General features: G+C 59.1%; 16 protein-coding genes, 2 tRNA genes and 1 other RNA gene. 8 read left to right on the plus strand and 11 right to left on the minus strand.

All coding sequences use genetic code 11. The annotated features are described in order from the left end of the window. Nucleotides 1-77 precede the first annotated feature (77 nt). From M2103_RS08765 to M2103_RS08780, 4 genes are all read right to left on the minus strand, one after another. Nucleotides 78-932 (minus strand): endonuclease/exonuclease/phosphatase family protein, encoded by an 855-nt coding sequence (locus tag M2103_RS08765; protein WP_277510010.1) that lies wholly within the window; start codon nucleotides 930-932, stop codon nucleotides 78-80. Between the two features lie 115 nt (nucleotides 933-1,047). After that, a complete protein-coding gene (locus tag M2103_RS08770) occupies nucleotides 1,048-1,962 on the minus strand; it encodes an endonuclease/exonuclease/phosphatase family protein (RefSeq protein ID WP_277510011.1) in 915 nt (304 codons plus the stop codon). Nucleotides 1,963-2,040: 78 nt separating this feature from the next. Next, on the minus strand, nucleotides 2,041-3,798 hold the full coding sequence (locus tag M2103_RS08775; RefSeq protein ID WP_277510012.1) for a hypothetical protein: 1,758 nt from the start codon (nucleotides 3,796-3,798) through the stop codon (nucleotides 2,041-2,043). A gap of 97 nt (nucleotides 3,799-3,895) precedes the next feature. Next, complete coding sequence (locus M2103_RS08780; protein WP_277510013.1) at nucleotides 3,896-5,674, minus strand: hypothetical protein; 1,779 nt, start codon at nucleotides 5,672-5,674, stop codon at nucleotides 3,896-3,898. A gap of 299 nt (nucleotides 5,675-5,973) precedes the next feature. Between M2103_RS08780 and M2103_RS08785 the strand changes: the two genes are divergently transcribed. After that, nucleotides 5,974-6,414, plus strand: a complete 441-nt coding sequence (locus M2103_RS08785) for a universal stress protein (protein WP_277510014.1) — start codon at nucleotides 5,974-5,976, stop codon at nucleotides 6,412-6,414. Between the two features lie 155 nt (nucleotides 6,415-6,569). Here the strand turns inward: M2103_RS08785 and M2103_RS08790 are convergent, their stop codons facing one another. The 7 genes from M2103_RS08790 to M2103_RS08820 form a co-directional block, all read right to left on the minus strand. Next, nucleotides 6,570-9,239: a glycosyl hydrolase gene (locus M2103_RS08790; RefSeq protein ID WP_277510015.1), complete on the minus strand. Its 2,670-nt coding sequence runs from the start codon at nucleotides 9,237-9,239 to the stop codon at nucleotides 6,570-6,572. 173 nt (nucleotides 9,240-9,412) lie between these two features. Continuing rightward, nucleotides 9,413-10,882, minus strand: coding sequence for a sulfatase (locus M2103_RS08795; protein WP_277510016.1), 1,470 nt, complete (start codon nucleotides 10,880-10,882; stop codon nucleotides 9,413-9,415). Between the two features lie 195 nt (nucleotides 10,883-11,077). Beyond that, nucleotides 11,078-12,166: an alanine dehydrogenase gene (gene ald / locus M2103_RS08800; protein ID WP_277510018.1), complete on the minus strand. Its 1,089-nt coding sequence runs from the start codon at nucleotides 12,164-12,166 to the stop codon at nucleotides 11,078-11,080. Nucleotides 12,167-12,572: 406 nt separating this feature from the next. Next, nucleotides 12,573-13,601 carry a Gfo/Idh/MocA family oxidoreductase gene (locus M2103_RS08805; RefSeq protein WP_277510019.1) on the minus strand — a complete coding sequence of 343 codons (1,029 nt, stop codon included), beginning with the start codon at nucleotides 13,599-13,601 and terminating at the stop codon, nucleotides 12,573-12,575. Nucleotides 13,602-13,729: 128 nt separating this feature from the next. Further along, nucleotides 13,730-14,581, minus strand: a complete 852-nt coding sequence (locus M2103_RS08810) for a sugar phosphate isomerase/epimerase family protein (RefSeq protein WP_277510020.1) — start codon at nucleotides 14,579-14,581, stop codon at nucleotides 13,730-13,732. A gap of 156 nt (nucleotides 14,582-14,737) precedes the next feature. Next, nucleotides 14,738-16,111: a Gfo/Idh/MocA family oxidoreductase gene (locus tag M2103_RS08815; protein ID WP_277510021.1), complete on the minus strand. Its 1,374-nt coding sequence runs from the start codon at nucleotides 16,109-16,111 to the stop codon at nucleotides 14,738-14,740. A 40-nt stretch (nucleotides 16,112-16,151) separates the two neighbouring features. Then, entirely contained in the window at nucleotides 16,152-17,504 is a 1,353-nt protein-coding gene (locus M2103_RS08820) for a DUF1080 domain-containing protein (protein ID WP_277510022.1), read from the minus strand. Nucleotides 17,505-17,692: 188 nt separating this feature from the next. Between M2103_RS08820 and M2103_RS08825 the strand changes: the two genes are divergently transcribed. The 7 genes from M2103_RS08825 (at nucleotide 17,693) to M2103_RS08855 (ending at nucleotide 23,901) form a co-directional block, all read left to right on the plus strand. After that, nucleotides 17,693-17,836 carry a hypothetical protein gene (locus M2103_RS08825; protein ID WP_277510023.1) on the plus strand — a complete coding sequence of 48 codons (144 nt, stop codon included), beginning with the start codon at nucleotides 17,693-17,695 and terminating at the stop codon, nucleotides 17,834-17,836. Then, complete coding sequence (locus M2103_RS08830) at nucleotides 17,833-19,161, plus strand: adenylate/guanylate cyclase domain-containing protein (protein WP_277510024.1); 1,329 nt, start codon at nucleotides 17,833-17,835, stop codon at nucleotides 19,159-19,161. Before M2103_RS08825 ends, M2103_RS08830 begins: the two co-directional genes overlap by 4 nt. Nucleotides 19,162-19,401: 240 nt before the next feature. Continuing rightward, complete coding sequence (locus M2103_RS08835; RefSeq protein ID WP_277510025.1) at nucleotides 19,402-20,688, plus strand: MFS transporter; 1,287 nt, start codon at nucleotides 19,402-19,404, stop codon at nucleotides 20,686-20,688. Between the two features lie 92 nt (nucleotides 20,689-20,780). After that, nucleotides 20,781-21,263: RNase P RNA component class A (rnpB, locus tag M2103_RS08840), an RNA gene on the plus strand. 288 nt (nucleotides 21,264-21,551) lie between these two features. Further along, nucleotides 21,552-23,429 (plus strand): tagaturonate epimerase family protein, encoded by a 1,878-nt coding sequence (locus M2103_RS08845; protein WP_277510026.1) that lies wholly within the window; start codon nucleotides 21,552-21,554, stop codon nucleotides 23,427-23,429. A gap of 117 nt (nucleotides 23,430-23,546) precedes the next feature. Next, nucleotides 23,547-23,620: transfer RNA gene (locus M2103_RS08850), tRNA-Gly, on the plus strand. A gap of 196 nt (nucleotides 23,621-23,816) precedes the next feature. Continuing rightward, nucleotides 23,817-23,901: transfer RNA gene (locus M2103_RS08855), tRNA-Leu, on the plus strand. Nucleotides 23,902-24,091 lie beyond the last annotated feature (190 nt).

The following is a 24,091-nucleotide window of genomic DNA, read 5'->3' on the forward strand; positions in this document are numbered from 1 at the left end:
CAAATCGACTTGTGTCGAAGCAAGGCGGGTTATGAGGGGTTTGATTCCGATCCCGGCTCACCGGGGGACGGTTCGCCCTACCGTCCGGCGCGCAGCTCCACGGCAAACACCACGGGACAATGATCAGAGGCCACCGGCTCGGGGATTGCCTTGTATTCCCGCACCTCAGGTGCCGGGGTTTTTGTTCCGCGCGTCCGGTATAAGAACCAGTCAATTTCCGATTTTGGATTGTGAGAAGGGAATGTTGCTTTCGCTGTTTCGTGTTTTTGAGGCATCAACCAGTTGTGTTGCTTTCTTACCACATCCCAAATCGGCGAGGTTTCCCTCGCGTTGAAATCGCCGCCCCAGATCGCCACCGCCGATGAGTTCTTCTCCATCAGACGCTCCACTTCCTCCGAAATCTGTTTCGCATGCTCCAGCTGCGTTTCCTTTTTTTTGTGATCCAGATGCACGCTCACCAACATGACCCGATGCCCATTGTGCGCTGCCGAGGCATCCTTCGCGCCGGATCGGGGCACCACGATTTCCACGATTCCCGCCGAGCGCGGCTCGACCCCGCCCGCAAGCGACAGCGTGGACGTGTGCGCAAACGGCAGCTTCGACAAAACCGCGTTTCCGTATTCGCCGCCGCCATAACTCATGGCCCTCGCGAAATAGGAATGCATCCCCAGCATCCTCCCCAATTCCGCCGCCTGGTCGACGCCGCCCGAACGCTTCGTTAGCACATCCACTTCCTGCAGCAGGATGGCGTCGGCATTGAGCCGCCGCAAAACTCCGGCGATGCGCGTCAAGTCGAGCTGCTTGTCCATACCGCGTCCGGCATGAATATTGTAACTGACAACGCGCAACGGTGTCTCCGCCGGCGCCGTGCTGGCAACACCGATTGCTAATGCGAGAACTAAACCAATTCGGAAAATAATATTGATGCGCATGTGAGTAGTTTGCTCGCGCATGCGTCCGCTGAACAGTGCAAAATACGCAGTGTGTGAAAGCGAAGGAACTGATCAAAACGCGCCGGCGCCCGACAGCGCCAAGCGCGTTGAAAGGTCACTCGGCCAAGCGCAATTTGACCGCGACCGGGAAGTGATCGGACGGAAGCTTGGGCAGGCCTTTTTTCGCAAGCGATTTTTCGGTGTCGCCCTCCTTCATCAACTCCTTGGGAACCGGAATCCAATAACATTCACCTAGAATCGCGTAACGCTCAACGGCGAATTGTTTTGTCACAAAAATATGATCGATGCGTTCGTCGGTGCGACGGTTTACGTTGAAACCGTTGAAGGTGCCGTTGGGGAGGTGCTTAATCGGCGCGGCGTCGAAGGAATCGGTGACATAATTCGACTTTGCGAGAACGGCGTAGGGGGCGCTTTTTTGCGTCACATTGAAGTCACCCATGATGAGGGCGGGCGATTTGCCGGCGATCGACTTCATCATTTTGAGCACGAGCTTTGCGCTCTCCTCTCGCGCCTGCACGCCCCTGTGATCCATGTGCAGGTTAAATATATACACGGTTTGCTTCGCGCCGGTCTTGGCTTGGAATTTTCCCCAAGTGCAGATGCGCGCGTATCGGGCGTCCCAGCCCTTGCTTCCGGGAATGTCGGGGGTTTCGGAAAGCCAGAATGAGTCCTGCTCGAGCAGCGTGTATTTGTCCTTTTTATAAAATAGGGCGCAGTGCTCACCCTTGTCCGTGCCGTCGTCGCGGCCAACGCCGATGTAGGCGTATTCCGGCATGAGATTAAGCATGTCCGCAAGCTGGTTGGGTTTCACCTCCTGCGTGCCGACAAAATCAAAATCGTGAAAACGGATGAGGCTGGAGATGACGGGGACGCGCTGCGACCAGCCGTCGAATTTTTTATAATCGGAGGCGGCGTCGGTGCGAATGTTAAACGACGCAACATACAGATTGTCCGCCAGCGCGACATGTGAAGCGAAAAACAACAGGAGTGCCGGAATGATTTTATTCATGTGTGATTAAGGGGGATGAGGTTGAAAACACAGCATGTTGCCGCTTCCGCGGAATCAGACAAGCGGAGAAATGACGCTTCAATTTGCGGCACGAACAGGCTCCTCATCCAGCCTAACGCGAAGTGACTCGAAGCTTTCACGCGTTTCCTGGTCGGGTGCGATTTTAATGCCTAGATTGACAAGCGATTTAGCCAAAGTCTTGTCACCATGATATGTGTAGAGTGTGGCAGCGTAACGCACGACATCTGCGTTCTTTGGAAACCTCAACGCGCCCTCAAGCAACACCTTAATATGGGATTCTTTCGGTGTGACGTCACTGCACATCCACGTGTATCCAATGAGCGAATACACATCCTCCATCGGCGGCGGTTGTGTGCGCGCCGTGAAAAGCGGCTCGAGCACATTGGCGGTTTGTGCTGCGCTAAGCCTGCCGTTGGCCCCCGCCGGGGCGGCAAGCGCCTCGTTCAACCGCAGGCGCGCCAGCTCAACATAGGCCCGCGGACGCACGACGTTTTCCTTGGCCGCAGCCTCGAGGAATTTGCGCGCGCGCGCGTCGCGTTGCTCAATCACTTCGAGCAAACCAAGCGAGGCTAGCAGCCCGGCGTCACGCTCTTGGCGCAGATAGGGAACGATGAACGCCTCGCGCGAGGCGTCCATGTTGTTGGCTAAGCGCAGCGCCTCGCCCTTGATGCGTCCGATCTCGGCCTGGGTCGCCTCGCGAATTTCAATAGGCGGCAGGTCACCCAATCCATCCGTGCCCTTCTTCGCCTTGAATAGAATGGAGCCGTAGTCGGAGGCGCTGGCATAACTGCGCAACATCACGGTCATTTGTTTGTAGGTGCGACCAAAACACTCCTTGAAGTCGTCCTCCGTCACAGGGCCGGTCATCGCACGCCGGGAAAAAGAGAGAAAGCCCTTTTGATATTTTTTTTGATACCCATAAAGGCACATGTGAACGAAAGCAAAACTCGCATCCCCCCAATCAGAGGGGCGCGGCGTGTCCCCTTCGGGGTCATAGTCGATGATTTTGCCCAGGGAATCGAGATGGCCGAATGCGACAAAAACGGGGGCGAACGCCTCCCTCTCCGTTGCGCTATCCCCCACCATCGCGCCCATGCTAAATGTCTTTCCTCCGCCAAAATATTCAACACGGCCGAACTCAATGGCTTTTTTTCGCACATCAAGTGTTGCGAAAAGCCGGGTAAGCCCCTCCTCAAGCCACGGAGGAATCGGTTTATGGTTATTGGCGCGACGCATGAGGAATCGCGCATACTGGCGGTAAAACTCCTGGTAAGGGTCGATGCCCGACTCGAAGGAGCCACTGGTGGTATCCTCAAAGGTGCTGCTTGGTTCCACTGCAACGTCGCCAAACGCCTCGACATCTGAAGCGTCGCTGACTGATGAGAACAAGCCGCGCTCAGTTATTTCTTGCAAAAAGAAATCAATGACAATGGCCCCGCGCTCCTTGTCCTCGACAAAAAGACTTGTAGGCGTGATGAAAATACCAGCCTCTTGCGCTTTTTCAGCAAACGGACTGAAGGAATTTCCCTTTCCGCAAATGATGATGAGCGTGGGAATATTAATTTTATTATCGACTAGCGTGGGCCAGACAACCTGGACCGCTCTTTGAAGGTGATGGAAATCCTCCAAAAATCTGCGTGTGGCGCGGGTGGATGCGTTGGAGAGGATTTCGTAGCCAGGCAGCGTGGCATGGCGCCATGATTCGGGCGGCGGGAGGATGCGTGAATCGGTGACGGTGTAGCGAGGCAGCTCGACGACCTCGCCTTCGGGCGCAGCCTCAATGTTGCGCGTGGTCTGAGCAAGGGAGACGGACACGAGCGCGAGTGCCGCGAGCGCAAGGCAAAGCGCCGCGAGGGCGGGTCGTCGGCCGCATGTGATAAATATAGAGGGTGATGTCATACGCTTTATTTTTTTATTCCTGCATAGTGCGGAGTTCCTCGAACTTTTCGCGTGTCTGGTGGTCGGGGGCGATTTTCAGGCCGAGGTCGATGAGGAGCGAGGCAATGGCCTTGTCACCATGTAAGGTGTAAAGCACGGCGGCATTGTAAACGATGTGCGGATTTCGAGGGAAGCGCTTCGCCCCCTCAATCAGCACCTCAAGGTTGGCCTCCTTGGGTTTCATGTCACTGGCGAGCCAGGTGTATCCGATAAGCGAATACACATCCTCCATCGGGGGCGGTTGACTGCGCGCGATGAAGAGAGGGTCGAGCACGGCGGCGGTTTGGGCGGCGCTGAGCCCGCCGTTTTCGCCGGCGGGCGCGGCCTGGGCCTCCTGAAGGCGCAGTCGGGCGAGTTCGAGGTAGGCGCGGGGGCGCTCGACATTTTCCTTTGCGGCGGCCTCAAGGAATTTGCGCGCGCGGCCACTGCGCTGTTCGAGCGCCTCAAGGAGGCCGAGCGAGGCTAGAAGTCCGGCGTCGCGCTCCTTGCGCAGATAGGGGATGATGAATGCCTCGCGCGAGGCATCAGCGTGGCCGGCAAGACGGAGCACCTCGCCCTTGATGCGTCCGATTTCGGCCTGTGTGGCCTCGCGCAGCTCTACCAGCACGGGATCGGGCAGTCCCTCGGCACCTTTCTTGGCTTGGTAGCGCACCGTTTCCTGTGCCATGCTGTCGATGTGTATGGCGAGCATGGTGGCCATCTGTTCGTAACTTTTGCCGAAACACTCCTTGAAATCGGTTTCATCCACGTAGCCTTTGCACGCGCGCATCGCAAATTTGATGAACGACTTTTGGTATTGTTTGTTCATCCCGTAAACGCACATGTGGATAAACGCGAAACACTGATTGCTCCAGCGTCCGCGCCTGATGGTTTTGGCTTGTTCGGAGTCGAACATCTTGTCCAGGGGAAAGATGGTGCCGAATCGCTCCCGCTTGGACTTGTCGGTGGTCGGCCCCTCTGTGAGCATCCAGGACTCATTCGAAGTGGTGCTGTAAATGTCTTCCGTGAGCTCGGGAACCTCCATATCGGGATTGGAGGCGGGATCGGCGTCCGTTTCAGTAAAGCCATATTCAACTTTTCCAAACTCGATCCATTTTTTGCGAAAATCGAGTGTGGTGAAAATGCGGGAGAGCCCTTCCTCGAGCCATTCGGGAAGAGGAAGGTTTCCATTGGCTCGTCTCAGGAGAAAACGCGAATACTGTCGGTAGAATTGACCGTAGGGATCAACGGTGATGATGAACCCGGTTTCGTCAAACATCTCATGTATGTTGAAATCGATCACAATGGCACCGCGTTCCTTGTCCTCGACGAAGAGACTGGTGGGCGTGATGAAGACACCGGAGTCGTCCTCGTCGGGGATGAACTGCTTGAACGAGTTGCCGCGTCCACACAGGACGATAAGCGTGGGCGTTTTGTTCTTGTTGGCGAGGAGCGCGGGCCAAATGACATCAATGGCAACTTGAAGCTGCTGGAAATCCTTCAAGAAACCCTGTGTGATAAAGTTGCGGGAATTGGAGAGAATTTCGTAGCCGGGCAGCGTGGTGTAACTCCATGATTCGGGCGGGGGGAGAATGCGCTCATCGGTGACGACATAACGCGGCAGTTCGACAATTTCGCCGCTTGGCTCGTCTGGCGCGGCCTTGATGTCGAGCTTGGTTTGCGCAACAACAGGCGAAAAAACAGCAAAGGTGAAAAGGAGAACCGCGCCAAAGACAGACCTAACACAGTTACCGAGGGTGTATGAGGAATTCATATCATTGAGGAACCGCCATATTGTTAGCTCAAAATCACGACAAATGTCCATGTTGTTTTGGGGTTTAAAAATATTTGGGCGGCAAACACGCCCCTGCCGCCATGAAGACGCCGCATAATGCGAAATCATACGTATGCGCCTGTAACAAAGGCAAACGGTGCGCTTGACGAAAGCAGTCGGCAAATGATGTCGCTTAATAAAACCTACTTTCATGAATACCGCGATTTTTGCCATTTTTTGCTCCGCAAACACTATTTCGTCATGGCCAAAACACAAATCCCGCGTATCCTGAAATCGCCATGAAAACGATACTCGTTCCAATCGACTTCTCGAAAGCCACAAAAGGGGTTATCGAAGCGGCGACCACCCTCGCCTCCACCATGAACGCGCGCATTGTTTTGCTCCATGTCGTGCAACCACTGATCATCACGAGCGACTATGGCCTGACGATGGAAAACTTCCAGGAAACCATCGCCTCCAGCGAAAAACACGCCACGCGCCGCCTCGCCGAAATCAGCGAGGAGCTAAGATCCCGCGGCCTGCAACACGTGCAAACCGTGCAAATCAGCGGGCCCGCCCAAACCGGGATACTCGCGGAAGCCCAGACACATAATGCCGATTATATTGTGATGGGCTCGCACGGCCACACGGCCTTCTACGACCTGCTCATCGGCAGCACCACGCAAACCGTCCTGCGCAAGGCAGCCTGCCCTGTGGTAATCGTTCCGCGCGCAAGATAAGCCGCGACTCCCCTGCCCCGTGCGCCCGAAGCGCGAGCCGCCCGCACTTGTTATCCAATTCAGCAAACGGGCGGCGCGGCCTTGTTCGGCGCATTGGAACTCTCCCCGTCCGCTCCCGTGCCTTGAAACGCGGCATGACGCGCGGCGTCGCCGCATCACTCCAATTTCAAAGGAGTGAGCGTCACGGGGCCGAGAAGGCCGGAGGGTTGCAGCGGCCACTTCGAGGCGTCGAGCGGCTTGTAGTGGACGTTCACAAAATTGATTTCATGGAAATTTTTCCATTGTTCGCCGCGCACATCCATGTCGCGGATGCGGTTTGCCGCGAGATTTGTGACCTCGATTGCGAGCGTGTTTTCACCGGGCTTCAAATGTTTGCCCACGCGTGTGCGAAACGGCAGGCACCAAAGATAATCGACTTCATTGCCGTTGACAAAAACGCGCGCCACCTCGCGCACATCACCGAGGTCGAGCCGCCAGTCGTCATATTTCGCGCCCCCGGGCAGCGTGAATGTCGTTTCGTAGCGCGCCGTGCCCGCGTAGCGCCCGGCCTCCCCGCCCTGCTCCGTCCACGACTTGAGTTCGCGAGTGACATGGGCAGGCGGAATCGCGGGCGCTCCCTCCGTGAACGTGACGCGCCATTCGCGATCGTCAGAAATCGTCACGGGAATTCCCGCGGGCTTGGCGTATTTCCAGAGGCGGGTGCGCGCGCCGTCGCGGGCAACCTTGACGACGAGGCTTTCGCCGGGCGCGAGTTGGAGGCGTATTTCCGTGCGCGGAATTTTTCCGGAAACACGATGAAGGTCTGCCATGCCGATGGTGCCCGTGCGCGGATCGTGAATTGTGGCGACTTCATTTTCGGCCTCGGCTGGCGAGGGAAGCCGTCCGAGCTTCAGCGTGACCATGCCGTCAAACGCTTTTCCTGTGAGGTTGGTGAGGAAGTAGATTTCGCCGCCGTCATATTTGCGACGCACCATGCCGAGTCCCTGGTTTGCAAACGGCGCGGGCATTTTTTCGAGCGCCTCCATTGACATGACATGAAAGGTGCCGCGCATGGTGCGCACGGGGGTGAGCGGCGCGCGGGGATTGAACGAGGAGGGAAACCCAAACTGCATCTGGCTGAGTCTGGCGCGACGCTCCTCAACGCGGGCAAAACCGGGAACATCGCGAGGGATGTCCTTCATGAAGGTCACCTGCGCGCCGGCTTCGACGAGCCGTATGATGGCGGCAAAGGTTTCCACGGGCATGTGAGTGACCGGCGGAACGACAAGTTGCTTGTAGGCCGCCCCGCTTTCGGTGACCAGAGCGCGGCGTGTTTTGTCGGCCGCCGCTTTTTGTAGTTGATCGTCGGATACAAAATCGAACTGGCGCCCCTGCGCAACGAGGACGCGCGCGATTTCCTCGGTCGGCGAGTCGAGCATCCAACCCCTGCCGTGCACGCCGAAGTTGCGATTCCAGCCGGCGGCGCGGTGCCAAAGATCGTGAACGGGCCAGTAGAGGAGCATGTCGTTGTCGTGCCTCCCCATTTGCAGGAAGGATTGCACGCGGGTGATGTAAGCGTTGAACGCGGTGAACGCGGGCCAGAGCGGATTGCGCGGATTGTATTGCGTCGAGGCGTAGAAGAGCCAGCCCGGCCACGGCACGTCCGCGGGGCTGTAAGCCGCGCCGTGATAAAAAACATGGTTCACGCCTGTGAGAAAAAGCTGATCGAGCTCGGGTTTCAGCGCCGCGGGCGACCCGTGAAAATGCTCTCGAGTCCAGGTGAAGGTTTCTGCGGAGACGAGATTCTTCCCGGCAAGGTGCGCCGCGGATGACGCGAAGCGGTTGACAAGCGGGTGCGGCGACTCACGGCGTCCGGTCGCGTCGGAATTGCGATAATAGGGAATGGGAAACACCGACGAACCGTAGATTTCCGTTTCGGGAATATCGGCGAGCGCGTAAAGGTCGATCAGGTTGGCCGGCGCGCCGTGGGCCTGCTCGCGCGCGATTCCGCCGACGCCATGCGTCCACTTCACCCACTCGCGAACGAAGTCCATGTGCAACGAGGCAAGCGTTTCGCGGTAATCGGATTTAATGCGCGCGAGCTTGTCGGCGTCCCCGGGCGAAAGCGCGGAAATGTCGGCGCCGCGCGTGGAGAGAAGCGCGGAATGATCGGCAAGTTTGTAGCCGTGCATTTTTTCAAACGCCGCAGGAAGCTCATTCGCCCAGTTTGCCTTGTATTGAAATGAATCATGAAGCTGCCCGTGCACGCGCGCGCCCTCGGGCAGCTTCGCCAGCGCGTCCGAAATCGGCGCGAGATAGCGCGCGAGCGCATCGGCCGAGTAAGGGTTGATCACCAAGCCCTCGCCTCCCGGCGCGGCGCGCTTCACGCGAAAATTTGTGGAAACGGGCGCAAACTTCCGCTCGGCATCAAACGCGATTTTAAGTTCGGCGTCCTCGTCGCGCACCTGCGAACCGCCGAACGGCCAGCCCGTGCCCGTGGCCATGTCAACCGAAAGTCCGAGTTTGTTTGCCTCGTTGATTGTGTGGCCGAGCACCTCGATGTAACGCTCCGAGAGAAACGGAATGAAACGCTCCTCATAGCCCTTCGCGCCGTAAATCGGCGTGATCTCCACCCCCCCGAGTCCCGCCTCGGCGAAGAGCTTGAGTTCTCGCGAGAGGTTTTGCTCGTCAACCGCATTGCCGAGCCACCACCAGCGCGTCCAAGGCTTCGCCTCGCGAGTGACTTCGGGCCAGGCAACCTGGGCGTTGACTGCGGATTGCAAGCCAAACCCGCCGGAAACGAGCGCAACCAAAGCGATGATGAAAAGGGTAATTCGAATACGCATGGCCTGAATCATTGCAAAAAATCCACCAATGCCAAGCGAGCTGTATAGTGGCGATATTTCGAAATGGGCGCGAAGGGAATATCGCGACCAATGCCCGGTATCGCCGACATATCATTTGGTTTCGTGTTACCGCTGCTTTTCAACAGTGCGGAAATGTCACCTGATGTTTATTATCATTTATCATCAGGCCGCCAAGGAACCGGACCGCCGGGCTTTGGCTCCAAGAAACGCGCCCCGGTTTGTTTATACCAAGCATGAAGTTTCGCACGCATTTTGGCGACACGCTCGGGTTCCCGCGCGGCCAGATCACGTTTTTCGCCAATGTCCGCGCGCAAATTATACAAGTGCACTCGTCCGTCCTCCAACCGCTCTATCAGTTTCCAATCGCCCATGCGAATGGCCGAGGAGGGAAACCCGCCTTGATTGCCGTAGTGGGGATAATGCCAGTAAAGCGCATCCCGCTCCGGCGCTTCATTTTTTTCCAACAGGGGCATCAAGTTAACACCGTCGATTTCGCGATTCACCGGCAACGCCACGCCGGCAAACGCAAGCGTGGTTGGCAGCAAATCGATGCCGCACACCGGCGTGTCGCATACGCGCCCGTCGCGCGTCGCTCCGGGGAGTCTCGCAATATACGGCACGCGCAACCCGCCTTCATACATCCAGCCCTTGCCTCCGCGATAAGGCAAATTGCATGTGGGATGGCCTTCACTGGTGCTCAACCCGCCGTTGTCGGATGTGAAAATAACAAGGGTGTTTTCCAGAAGGCCCTGTTTGCCGAGCTCGTCCAGAATCCGCCCAACCGCAGTGTCCATGCTCTCCACCATGGCCGCATAGACGGCATGGTTTTGCCGAATGCGCACGCGACGCGGCTGGGCGCGCTGCCAGGATTGCTCCTCCTCGCCAAAATCTTCCCCGCGATCAAGACCGAGTTTTTCCGCCTTTGCCTTGTATTTTTCAATCAACTCGGCCGGAGCCCTCAACGGCGTGTGCACTTGGTAAAAACTATGATACAACAAAAAAGGACGCGTCTTGTCCCTGCTCCGCAAAAGCGCGATGCTTTCGCTCGCAAGCCTGTCCGTGAGAAATTCTCCAGCGGGACCGTCGGGTAGGCGCGGATTTTTGTAAGGGGAAAAATAACTCCCGGGACTTCCCCGCATCCAACCCGCGACATTGGTGTCGAACCCCCGGTGCTCGGGCCAGTATTTTTCGTCCGCCCCCAAATGCCATTTGCCGACAAAAAACGTCTGGTAACCCGTTTCGCGCAAACGCCCGGCCAGGGTGACCTCCTCAAGCGGCATGTGATGAATCATTTGCGCCGGTTGAAATCTGCCGCCGCGCTTCGCGCCAAACCAGTCGGTGGCACCGGCGCGCGTGGCATAGCGCCCGGTCATCAGACCGAACCGCGAGGGACTGCACACGGGGCAGGATGCATAACCATTGGTGAAGCGAACGCCCTGCGCGGCAAGCCTGTCCAAATTTGGAGTCTCATAAAAAGTGCCCTTGTTATAACAACCGAGATCCATGACGCCGAGATCGTCGGCCAGAATCACAACAATGTTTTTCACCGTCGCATCGGCCTGCGCAAACAAGGGAGCCGCAAGGGCGATGACGCCGGCCTTCAATATGTCGTTTTTTTTCATGTCGGGGAACGTTCAAGCCTTTCAGGAAATCCTGTGAACACGCGCAATAAAACGGCAAAGCAAAACTCGCGTAACGTTACATCCGTTCCCACGGACAGGACACTCATGCCACCCAAACCATCTTTGAATGGAATTGCGGGCGGGATGAGCAGGATTTGCGGGACAGGGATACGGTTGGAAAACCGAACTGGTTTATCAGGCGTATCCAAGCGCCTTCGCCACGGCCGTGTTCACGATTTTGCCGTCGCGCGTGTTGACGCCCTTGGCGAGGCCTTGCGTTTCCTCGATCGCGGACTTCACGCCTTTTTCGATAAAGCGCACGAGGAACGGCTCCGTCGCCTGCGTGAGCGCAATTGTCGAAGTGCGCCCGACCATCGCCGGCATGTTCGGCACCGCATAGTGCACGACTCCGTCGCGCTTGTAGGTGGGCGATTCGTGCGATGTCGGACGGATCGTTTCCATGCAGCCGCCCTGATCGACCGCGATGTCAACAAGCACGCTGCCGGGACGCATCTGCCGCACCATTTGACGGGTGACGACAACCGGGGCTTTCGCCCCCGGAATCAGCACCGCGCCGACGACGAGGTCCGCGTTGGCCACGGCGGCCTCGATATTGGCGGGATTCGCCGCGAGCGTGGTGACGGCTCCGCGATACAAGTCGTCGATCATGTCGAGCTTGCGCGTGTCGAGGTCGAGAATTGTGACGCGCGCGCCCATGCCCGCGGCGATGCGGCACGCGTGCGCGCCGGAGTTGCCCGCGCCGACAATCGCCACCGCGCCCGATTTCACGCCGGGCACGCCGCCGAGCAGCACACCCGAGCCGCCGTTCTGGCTTTGCAGAAAATAAGCGCCTATCTGGAGCGAAAGGCGGCCCGCGATTTGCGACATTGGCTTGAGCAGCGGCAGCGAGCCGTCGCGCGCCTCGATGGTTTCGTAGGCGATGCCGAGCACGTTTTTCTTGAGCAAAACCTTCGCGAGCTCGGGCACGGCGGCGAGGTGCAGGTAAGTGAAAAGCGTCTGGCCGTTTTGCAGCAGCCCGTATTCGGCTTCGAGCGGTTCCTTCACCTTCACGATCAGTTCGGCGTTTTTCCAAATCGTGCGCGCCTTCGATTCGATCTCCGCGCCGGCTGCGGCATATTCGGCATCGGCAAACCCGGCGGGCAGTCCCGCGCCTTTTTGCACGAGCACGGTGGCTCCGAGACTGACACACCGCGCGACAAGCGAGGGCGTTACTGATACGCGAGTTTCTCCATTTTTGATTTCCTTGGGGATGCCGATAATCATCCCCAAACATGTGAAATGCCTTGGTGTGGTTGGCAAATAATGTTTTAAAAAAATTTTACGATCCCCGCCGCGCAACGCACCATTTCACACCGCGCAAGACAATCAGCCCGCGCCAATGAATCCCGCCACGGCAAGGCCGTCATCATAAGATTGTTTTCCGAATGGCAGGGGCTGCCTTGACTTGCGCGAGTGTGATTCTCGGACATGGAGTCGCGTCAACAGTCGCGCCGGTTATGGGATTCTTTTTATAAACGCTCCGGACACGGGTTTTCCCGCGCGGAAACAGCGAGCGGATGCATGCAAAAACCGATGCGCGTCTCGTTCGGCAGCGGGACGCAGCCACTCCTTATAAACAAAAAGGGCGTCGCAAGCGACGCCCCTACGGGTGAAATCCGCGAGCCTGAAATCAGGCGAGTTTTACGCAGCGGGATTGGCGGACGGAGCGTTCCTCGGCTTCGCAGGTTTGAAGCGTGGCGACGGCGTCAGCGACAGTAACCGCTTCCGGGGCTGCGCCGCGCGCGAGGCAGTCCGCGAAGTAACGGATTTCCGCGTCGTAACCGTCGGTGCCGCGGGGCTTGATAACGCGCGTTTTTTTGCCGATGGCGTCAATATGCCACGCGCCGCCGTTTGTCAGGTCGCAGGTGAGCGTCGCGCGCTCGAAGTTGAGCGTGAAGCCCATGTTGAACGCCCCTTGGTGCAGCCAGGTGCCGGTGGCGGATACCGCAGGGCCCTTGGGATACTGGTATTGGGTGACGATGTGGTTGATCGCGCCGTTGGGGCCGGTGACGCCGCTCGAAAAAACCGACGCGGGGCGTCCGAAGAGGTAGTGGACAAAATCAGTGTCGTGTATGTGCAGGTCGTAAAGCGCGCCGCCCGCCGCCGCGGTGGAATAGGTTTGCGCGGCGTTCCAGCCGGGCATTTGCGACACGCGGCGGAAGCTGGCGCTCAGCAGGCGTCCGTGAGTGTTTTTGGCGATGAGCTCCTTGAGTTCGCGCCAGCCGGGCCAGAAGCGCATGCACATGGCGGGCATCAGGAAGCCGCGCGATTTTTTCGCAACTTGGAGGATTTTTTTCGTTTCCGCCGAGGTGGACGCGAGCGGTTTTTCGCAGAGCACGTGGCGGCCCGCGCGCAACGCGGCGATGACTTGCGCGGGGTGCAGCGCGGTGGGCGTGCAGATGTCGATGACGTCAATGCCGGGCGCTTCGAGCAGCGCGTCGAATTCGCGGAAGCTGCGCACCTTGGCGCCGAGGTGGATGTCGTCGGAGCGCTTGATGTTGCCGGAGACTCCACGCAACACGCCGTTCTCGGGCTGGCGAATCGCGTCGCACACGGCGACGATGCGCGCGTTGCGGACTTTTTGCCAGGCGCGCAGATGAGTGACTCCCATGAAGCCGAGACCAACCACGGCGACGTTAATGTGTTTTGTTTTTTTCATGTGTATATTTTTTGAGAGGTGTTTTTGGGACCACGGATTTCACAGATGAACACGGATGACGATCCGGGCGTCGCAAGCGACGCCCCTACGGTATTTATCCGTGTTAATCCGTGTAATCCGTGGTTGTATTATTTTAAATATTTCGCGAGCAGTTCGCGGGCGGTGCGGATGTCGGCGACGCGTTGCGCGCCGGCTTCGCGCTCGATGACGAGGTCGCCGGTGTAGTTGAGCGAGGCGAGTTTTTCGAGGAAGCGCGGCCAGTCCACTGCGCCCTCCCCCATCGCGACTTCCTCGCCCCATTCGCCGGCGGTTTTGGCGTAGCGGGCGTCCTTGATGTGGATTTGGCGCAGCCACGGCGCGAGCACGCCGAGCGCGTCAACCGGGTCGCCCTTGCCGTAGAGAATCATGTTGGCGGGGTCGAAGTTCACGCCGGTGTTTTTGTTGTTCAGCGCGGTCAAAAATTCCGCGAGTTCGGCGGCGGTTTCCTGTCCGGTTTCAAGGCCGAGGGCGATGCCGTGCGAGGCGAAGAGGTCCGCGACGGCGGCGACGCGGGAGATCATTTTTTCGAAGCCGGCCTTGTCCTCCTTGTGCGGGAAAAATCCGGCGTGGAGCGTGATGAGCGGAATGCGGAGTTGCGCGGCAATGGCGGCGCATTTGCCGAAGTTTTCGAGGTTTTGCGCCCATGTGCCGTCGGGCGCGATGCCGCCGGTGACGCGAATGCTTTCGAGCGTCGAGTAGTCCTCGCCAACGCAGCGCACCATGCCGGAGACGAGCGCGATTTTGTTTTGCGCAAATATGGCGGCGCAATCGCTCCATGCGTCGGGCGAAACATGCAGCGGGTCGAGGTCGAGTTGCACGCGGGTCGCGCCGGTGAGCGCGAGTTTGTCGAGCAGGTCGCGCAGGTTTGCGGGTTCAAGCGACCATGAGCAAACGGCGATGCGTTCGGCGGCGTTGGTGGAGGAAGCGGTTTCTGTGGGCATGGTTGGGTTTTGACGGATTTAAGGTGTTGTGAGTGAGCGTTAATTTTGCGCCGTAGGGGCGCACCTAGCGTGCGCCCTCATGTGCGAATGACTGTTCGCGCACGTTCGCACAAAGCGGGCTGACACGAGGGCGCACGCAAGGTGCGCCCCCACAGGTCAGAGTCCGGCGACTTCCCAGCCTTTGCGGTAGGGACGGCGGACGTGGCGGTTGGCGGCGGCGAGGTCGAAGCGCAGCGCGGGGCTGTCCCACTTGAGCGTCGTTTGCGGGAAGCGGGAGGCGATGCCGCCGAGGAGCACGGCCTCGGTGAGCGGGCCGGAGTAATCGAAATGCGTGGAAGTTTTGCCGTTGCCGCGGCACGCCTCGATGAACTGCTTCCAGTGGTTTGCGCCGCGTTCGCGCGGCAGTTGGAAGTCGGCGAACTTCACCGAGGGATAGAGCGAGAGGCGCGAGTAGTGCGGGAGCAGGAGCGCGCCTTTTTCGCCGACAAATATCGAGCCGTTGTTGGGCAGTTTGTTGTCCTTGAGCTTGTCGAGCTCGATGAGGGAGGTGACCTCCGCGGGCGGGCGCTCGGTGCCGTCATACCAGCAAAGGCGCATCGTGTCGCCGGCGGTGTAACGCGTCTTGGCGAAGGTGTAGATGGCGCGGGCGTTGAGCGCCCAATTGCCGTGCTCGGAGAGCGGGCCCTCGGAGCGGACGGAGATGGGCGCGGCGAGGTCGAGACCCTTGAAAACGGGATCGAAAATATGGCAGGCCATGTCGCCGAGCGTGCCGGTGCCGAAGTCGAGGCGTTTGCGCCAGTTTTTCGGGTGATAATAATCGGGGCCGATGTAGGGGCGCGCCTCGCGGACGCCGAGCCAGCAATCCCAATCGAGGCCCGCGGGCACGGGATCGGTGCGGGCGGGCATCGGCTTGTCGTCACCCCAGGTTTTGTAGCACCAGGAGTGCACTTCGCGGACCTTGCCGATGGCGCCGGAGCGCAGCGTTTGCACGGCGATGCGATAGTGGGCGTTGGAATGAATCTGGATGCCCATTTGCGTGACGAGTTTTTTCTCGCGGGCGATCTCGGCCATGCGGCGCACTTCGTGGAGTTCGTGCGCGAGGGGTTTTTCAACGTAGGCGTGGATGCCGCGCTGCATCGCGCTCACGGCGATGGCCGCGTGCATGTGATCGGGCGTGGACACGTTGATCGTGTCGATTTGCGAGCCCATTGCGTCGAGCATTTTGCGCCAGTCGCTGAAGACTCGCGCGTTCGGATGCGCCTCCTTGGCCCTGGCCAGGAATTTCTCGTCCACATCGCAGAGGGCGACGATGTCGAGGTTGTCGCAACCGGCGATTTGCACGAGGTCCTGCCAGCCCATGTGTCCCACGCCGACGGCGGCGTGGCGGATGCGCGTGGAGGGTGTGTTGGCAAAGAGGTTTCGCGTGATGAACGGCGCGGTGGCGGCCGCGGCGCCGAGCATTTTCAGGAACGAGCGGCGTGTGTGCGGCGCAAGGGCGAAGGGCGAGGTGGTGCGGTTTTTCATTTTCATGTGTGAATGGATAAGACGAGTGGAAGAGTGAGGCGGTTGTTTATTTCAGCCGCTTGATGGCGATTTCGCGGAGGGCGACGGGGTCGTTGTGTCCGGCGAATCCGAAATGGCCTTTTTCGACATCCTTGCCCGGATGCTGCTTGTTGTCCATGAACTCGGTGACGGTCGATAGATCGGCGTTGAGGATGGGCGTTCCGTTCAGCTCGACCATGATGGTCGAGCCGACGACGGTGACTTCCTGGTAATTCCACTCGCCGACGGGGCGCTGGTAGCCGCGATGCGCCGCGACCATGCCGTAGGCCGAACCGTGCACCTGAAGTTTTTTGAGCTTCTTGCCGGTGTTCTTTTCGTAGTTGTCGTCGAGGATCTGGTTCTCGCACATGCCGACATAAGCGGGGTTGCCCTTGCCGGGATAACGAATCGCGAGGCCGTTGTTCCCGCCGGGGGGAAGTTTGAAATCCAACTGCGCCACGAAATCGGAATACTCGGCCTTCGTGTAAAGCGTGCCTCCTTTTTTCGGCTGCCAGGTGATCACGCCGTCCTTCGCGCGCACGGCGTCGATCGCGCCCGCCCAGCCGTCGAGGTTTTTGCCATTAAAAATGGGCGTGAAACCGACGCCGCTTCGTTTGCGCAAAATCGAGATGGCTTCGTCTCCGGGGATTTCGCGGATGAAGACATCGCGCCAGCGGATTTCCGAGCCGTGCGTCTGGAGCTGGATGGGGCCGCGCGGCGGAATCGGGGCGCGCTCCGCCTTCGGGAGTTTGCGGTCGTAATAGTTGTCCATGATGGCGCCGTCCACGGTGAGTTGGTGGTTGAGCCAGACCCACACGCGCGAACCGACCATGATGACGCGCAGGTGATTCCATTCGCCGAACGGCTTGTCGGCGAGCACGAGCGGGAAGCGGCCAGGCGAGCCCTTGAAGTTGTTCCAAAGCGCGCCGGAGCCCTTGTCCGCGCCGTTCTTCAGCTCCTTCGGATTGGTGTAATCCCAAATCTGCACCTGCGGGCATCCGCGCAAGTAAACGCCGCTGTCGCCGAGCGGAAGCGCCTTGTATTCGAGAAGCAATTCGAAGTCGCCGTAATACTTGTCGGTTGTCAGAAAGAGCCCCTTGCCGTCGTTGACGAGCTCGCCGTTTTCGACGCTCCAGTGCGCGCGAATATCGTCCAGGCTGGCGTCGCGTTTTTTCGCGAATTCGTCGGCGGACATGGCCATGTATTTGCGCGGGTCCTCGGTCTTCGCGCCCCACCAGCCGTCGAGATCGCGGCCGTTGAACAGAGCCGTAAAACCGGGCGGCGGCTCGGCGGAGAATACTGCGGAGGAAAGCAAAACCGCAAGCATGGCGGTTGCAGTGATGACGGACTTGAAGCGACGGAGTGGAGGTTGGGTGCGCATAGGGAAAAATAGGGTTCTGTTCGATTACGCCATGATTAACGCCTTCGACAAGAAGAACCTAATGGAATAATTATTCCATGCCATTCACCCCCTTTCCGCGCACATCTTGCTTCGAAAAAAGCGCAACTGATTGCGAAAACTTCCCAATGCAAAAGTAGGCGGAAAGCACCCCTTAATACTTGTTATCAATGAAAACCCGTGTGCACCAAATCGCAATCCTTGTTGTGAGCCCCCCGGTTTCCCAGCCCGCCATCCCGCGCGTGGTGGCTCCCTTCAATTCCGATTCGCAACACCTGGCGACGCTCGCATGCGACAGCCGCACCCACGCATGACCTTCCGCGCGCAATCGTCACTCCGCAACACAACCGCCGCGCTCGCTCCGGCGGTGTGCGCGATTGTGCTTGTGCTCCTGCTTGGCGCGACGGGAATACTGACGGCGGTTGATCGCGCGTGGTTTGAATCGCTCCAACACCTCTTCACAGGGCGCTCATCCGGGCGCGAACAAATCGCCCGCTCGCTTGTTGAAGGACACTCGTTGCGCGCGCTCGTCGCGATGCTGCTTGCGGTCGCGCTCATCAGTTTCGCGGCGCGCAAGGGAACCGGCCCAATGCGGCTCGCGATCCTGTCCGCCAGCCTGCTCGCGATTGCGACCGGCGGCGGCGCGGCGCTTTTCGTGCTCGGCGGCGTGTGGTTCGCACCCGCGCCCATCGTCGCTGGCGTGATATTCGGATTCGGGATCGAAAGCGCGTCGGGGGTTTTCCGCGCGCGGAAAAAAAAACGCGAAATCCAGGGCTGGCTTGGAGCACATGTCCCTCCCGCGATGGTAAAAAAAATCATGCAAAATCCCGAGGCGTTCACGCTCGGCGGCGAACGCCGGGAGTTGACGGTGCTGTTTTCCGGCATCGCCAATTTCACCGCGCTCAGTGAACGCCTCTCTTCCACGCAGCTCGTCTCGCTCGTCAACACCTGCCTGCATGAACTCAGCGAGTGCGTGATCGCGCACGGCGGATACATCGATAAATACATAGGCGGCGCACTGATGGCGGTTTTCGGCGCGCCCGAGCCGCTCGGCAACGACGCGCTGTGCGCCTGCCGGGCCGCGCTCGAAAGCCGCCGCCGGCTCGACGTGATCAACGAGCGCATCGAGATCGAATACGGCGAGCGCCTCGGCATCCGCATCGGCATCAACACGGGCGGCATGGCGCTCGGAAATGTTGGCTCCGAGAAAATGAAAAACTACACCGTGCTCGGCGACGCCGTAAGCATCGCCGCGCGCCTCGCGAACGCGAACAAGGAGTTCGGCACCGGCGTGCTCATCGGCCCGCTCACCGCGCAACGTGTCCACTGCTTGATGGCCGCGCGCCCCGTCGCGCTGCTTCGCGCCAAGGGCAAACCCGCAGCCATCAAGGCGCACGAACTCATCGGCGAAATGACCGCGATCAGCGCGTCGCAACGCGCCTATCTGCAAGCGTGCGCCGACGGATTCGACGCCTGGTGCGCACACCGCTTCGGGCCGGCCTCGGAGGCCTTCGCGCACGCGGTCATGCTCCGCCCCGATGACGCCGTCTCCGCGCGCTACCACGAAATATCGCTAAACCTCTCCGCACGCCCCCCCGCCCCCGATTGGACGCCAATCATCGAACTCCCCAACAATTGAAGCCAGCCGGGATTCCCGATTTGATTTATTCCCGATGATTGCCGCGCACGCTCGCAAACAAGCCCGGCGCGGCGAGAGCAACCCAACACAGGACGCATATTTATGCCGCATTTATTTTGATTCCAAAGATTGACCTGAATCGGATGCGCATTCATAGATTCGCACCTGTTTTCTGGCTCTTGTGTCCCCAATGCCAAGGACACCAACCCTCAACCAACCAATATTGCAGTGTTATCAAATATGACCTCCTCATCCGCTTCCGCGAAACCCTCGGCCGGCGCGCTTCCGGTATTATCAGCCATGATGTTCCTCCAGTTTTTTGTCTGGGGCGCATGGTATGTGCCCGTGACGGGCTGGCTCAACGACATGGGGCTTGGCGGCCTGACAGTCTGGGTTTTCAGCGTGTGCCCGATCGCGGCGATTGTTTCGCCCATCTTTCTGGGCATGATCGCGGATCGTTTTTTTGCTTCGCAAAAAGTGCTCGGCATACTGCACCTCGTCGGGGCGGTCTTCATGTTTTTGATTCCGACGATGATCACGAAGGATTCGGTGGCGGGAACCGCGCCGACGAGCTTCTGGCATCCGTGCGTGCTGCTGATGCTGGGACACGCCCTGTGCTACATGCCCACGCTGGCGCTTAGCAGCTCGGTGGCGCTGGCGCATCTCACGAGCGTCGAAAAACAATTTCCCATTGTCCGCGTCTCCGGCACCATCGGCTGGATCATCGCGGGTCTGGTGGTCTCGATGCTGCTGCCCGGCGGCGACAAATCACCCTGGCAGTTTTATCTTGTCGGCATCGCCGGCGTCGCCCTCGGGTTCATGAGCTTCGCGCTCCCCAACACGCCCCCGCCGCTCGCCGGCAAAAAGGTCGGCGTGGGGCAGTTGCTCGGCCTTGACGCAATCTCGCTGCTCAAGAATCCGCAGTTCGCGCTCTTCATGCTTTGCTCGCTGCTCATCTGCATACCGCTGTCGGGCTACTATCAACAAGCGCGCAACTTTGTCGATTTCTCAGGCCTGGCCGACCCCGCCTTCAAGATGACCTTCGGGCAAATGTCCGAGGTGTTCTTCATGGCGATCATGCCCCTGATCATCGTCCGCCTGGGCGTGAAAAAAATGCTTCTCTTCGGAATGCTCGCATGGGTGGCCCGCTACGGATTGTTCGCCCTCGGCGCGCCCGACAAAGTGGCATGGATGGTCATCGGCGGCATCCTCCTCCACGGCATCTGCTACGACTTCTTCTTCGTGGCCGGCCAAATTTATGTGGACAAGGACACCCCGCATGAAGTCCGCGGACAGGCGCAGAGCTTCTTCGTTCTCATCACGCAAGGCGTCGGCATGTTGATCGGCGCGCAAGCCATCAACTGGCTTGTCGGAAAAAGCACCACCATCACGGAAACCGTCGGCGGCGCCAAGGAGGTTGTCTTTAACTGGCAGCAAATCTGGTTCTGGCCCGCGATGTTCGCCGCGGTGATCGCCGTCATCTTCTTTGTGTTCTTTAAGGAGAAAAAAGCGGCGGGAGCCAAATAACGCGCAACACACACGCACTCGCATAAAACGCGCCCCGGATCGCAATCGTGATTGCGTTGCCGGGGCGCGTTTGCATTGTCTGCACACCTTAGCTTTGGAGCCAGATCGTCGCTCCGAGTTCTTTGATCTCAGAGAGGAAAGTCCGGACACCACAGGGCAGGACTCCCGGCAAGAAAAGTTGTCGCGCCGACCCGGTGCGCGCCGCCGCAAGGCCGCGCACGCGCCGGTCGGACACGCCTCCACTCAAGCCGGGGCAACACGGGCCACATCCCGCGTTGACGGACAGTGTCACAGAAAACAAGTAGCCGGGCGCAAAGTCGCAAGACCTCGCGCCCGGTCATAGTGAAAAGGTGGTGTAAGAGACCACCGCGCCCCGCCGCAAGGCGGGCGGCACGAAAAACCCAATCCGGTGCAAGGCAAAATAGGCGGCTGGGCGGCCCGTCCAACAGTCGCGGGTATGCCGCATCGCGTCGCAAGACGCGGAAGTCGCGCAAGCGGCTTAGAGAAATGACGGTCATGGCGCAAATCTTCGGACGCGCGCCTTACATAATCCGGCTTACCGGCTCCAAAGCTAATCCAATTTTAATCCCCCCAAAAAAGACCACCGCGTCCGCCTGAAATACCCCGCGCAACGTGAACTCGCATTGCGAACGGAAAAGATCAATCGCCCCTGAACAAAACAACATCATGCGCCCCGCCCGCGCCGGGATTCCGGCACGGAATGCACTTGCGATACGACAAGGCAAAAAACTGTTTTTTTTGCACTCGCTACCGCCCTAAGTTTCACAAATGTTCTCGTGTCCGTTTTTCAAAAAACAACACCCTTCGCCCCTTCTTTTCAATCAACGCAAAACAACAACGACATGATCTCCACAGCCTCGATCAACCAGTTTCTCCTCAAAAACAACCTCCGCATTGCCAGCAACCCCTGCGTGTCACCCGACTTCTGCCTCGACTGGCCCGCGCTGGCCGCGAAACTCGCCAACGCCTCGCCCGATGTGAAGGCCTGCCCCAAAAGCAATTTTGAAACCGAGGCCGGCCAATGGATGCTGCTTGAGGACGTGACCGGAGATTGCGCGTGGAAACTCACCCCCATCGCCGAACTCGGCGCCGACGCCGTGAAAGTGCTGGCCGGGGGCGTCGCCCTCAACGACGGCGCGGTCGCCTTCCCCGCCTCCTTCGCAAACCTCCTCCGCATTAAAAACCTCATACAGGAGCACAATCCCGAATCGACCATTTTCCCCACCGCGTCGCAACGCCTCGGCCAAAGCACGCTCGGCATCGGCGCGCGCTTCACCACGCTGCACTGGCCCGCCGTTGAGTGGGCCATGAGCGCGCTCGAAATCGGCATGACAGCCAACCAAAACTCCATCCCGCGCGAACTCGTTTACGATGTGAACGCGATGCTCGATGGCAAACTCGACACCGTCCCCTTCCCCTTCATCGGCACCAACGTCCCCGAAGGCCACCAAGGCCAGTCCGTCGAAGGCATGAGCCACGGCTGCGTGCTCTCCAAACTAAAAACCGGTTTCCACAAACGCGGCATCGCATGGAGCTTCAACGCCGACCACCAACCCATCGGCGGCAAGTTCGACGTGCGCGAAGACCAACTCGTGCGCGGCTGCGTGCTCGCCAGCTACATCACCTTCGACATCTCGCCCGAGCTCGCCCTCACAAAAGCCCCCGGCGACGCCCGCGCCTGGGTCGCCGAAAACATGGCGCCCGAACTCGTCGAAAAAGTGAAAACACGCGTTGCCGCCGCCGGACTCCAACTCGACGGGGACGCGCTCACCAAGCTCCTCGCCTACGTCTGGCCCGCGATGAAAAAAATGAAAGTGCGCGACGAAAAATACCGCATCGCCCGCGAACAACTCTTCGCAACCAAGGAAGGCTGCGCCTACCTCCGCGAACTCTCCATCGACGAACTCCCCGGACTCACCACGCCCGAAACCACCGCCATCATGCTCGCCCTCTGCGAGGCGATGGGCATGACGATCAACTTCGTCGCCCCCGCCTTCGGCTTCCAGAAAAACATGCCCTACCCCGACAACACCGCGCTCCGGACTCTCATCGAAAAACAATGGGACGTCTGCAAACAATTCGGCGTCAGCATCGGCTTCCATTCCGGCTCCGGCAAGTCCGCTGAAAACTACCAAGTCATGGGCGCGGTCACCGGCGGCTGCCTCGAAATCAAAACCAGCGGACGCTACACCTACGAAATGGGCCGCGCCCTTCACGCATCAAAGAACCCCGCCGATCAGGCACTCTGGAAAGACTGGTATCAATTCACCGTCGAGCTCGCCGTCAAAGGCGCGTTCGCGACCGACGTCACCGAGCAAAAAATGGCGCGCAGCTTCATCATCGACGCTCTCGAAAAATCCGGCAACCCGACCGATGTTTTCGCCAACGAGGCCGCCACCCGCGCCGCGATTGACTCGCTCACACCAAGCCCCGAGCACATGTTCTGGTTTGAGTATAACTTCCTCTACGTCCTCGCCGGCGGCGGCAAGGCGGAGAAGGCGGCGCTCGGCGACCACTCGCCCGCCGGCTACGGACAGCGAGCCCGCTTCTATTCGGTGAGCGACGAAGGCCTGATCAACTACTCGAAAAATGTGGCCGGCTACATTGTATTCCTCGCCGAAAACACAGCCCTGGCCCCGAAAGACCGCTGTGCCTCCGCGCTCAAGCAACTCGAATCCTACACGACGCTCGACCAAATGCTCGGCGACATCAGCCGCTAAGCATACGACATTCTCCATGCGCCAAGCGTCTGGCTCACGCGCAACGCAAGACGAAATCCAAAGCGAAAGCTTGACCACTGGCGCGAACACTAAATTATGAGGGCAAGATTTTCCCACGCGGCTGTAGTTTAGTGGTAAAACTCCTGCCTTCCAAGCAGGTCTCGTCGGTTCGATTCCGTCCAGCCGCACCAATCTCTGACAATCAACGGATGAAGTTTTGGGAAACACTAATTACCCTGTTGTCGGCAATAAAATCCATCACGAGGCGGGATGCTCCGCGTTGTCGCATGCAAACTGAAAGCGCAAAAAGGAGTGCTCTTTAAAACACTGAAATTCTATGCTTGCCGCGCGTCCGACAGCAGTGTGTCTTTTGCGGTTTCCCAAGTCGCCCAGATGGTGGAATTGGTAGACACGCAGGTCTCAGAAGCCTGTGCCTAACCGCATGGGGGTTCGAGTCCCCCTCTGGGCACCATATTACCCCTTCCCCCTATGAGGGGAGTTTTGTCCCGTGCGGTAATATAGGGGTGTGTTTGCATGAGATTGCTTGGGGAAAGCCCGCTCCAATCCCGGGAATACTTCCACTCGGCCACCCATCTCTGCGCGCCCACGAAACATCCAACAAGCACCCCCCATCAACACCCGCATTGCGCCCCTCTGTTTTT

The organism is Ereboglobus sp. PH5-5 (assembly GCF_029504805.1).
Taxonomy (GTDB): Bacteria; Verrucomicrobiota; Verrucomicrobiia; order Opitutales; family Opitutaceae; genus Ereboglobus.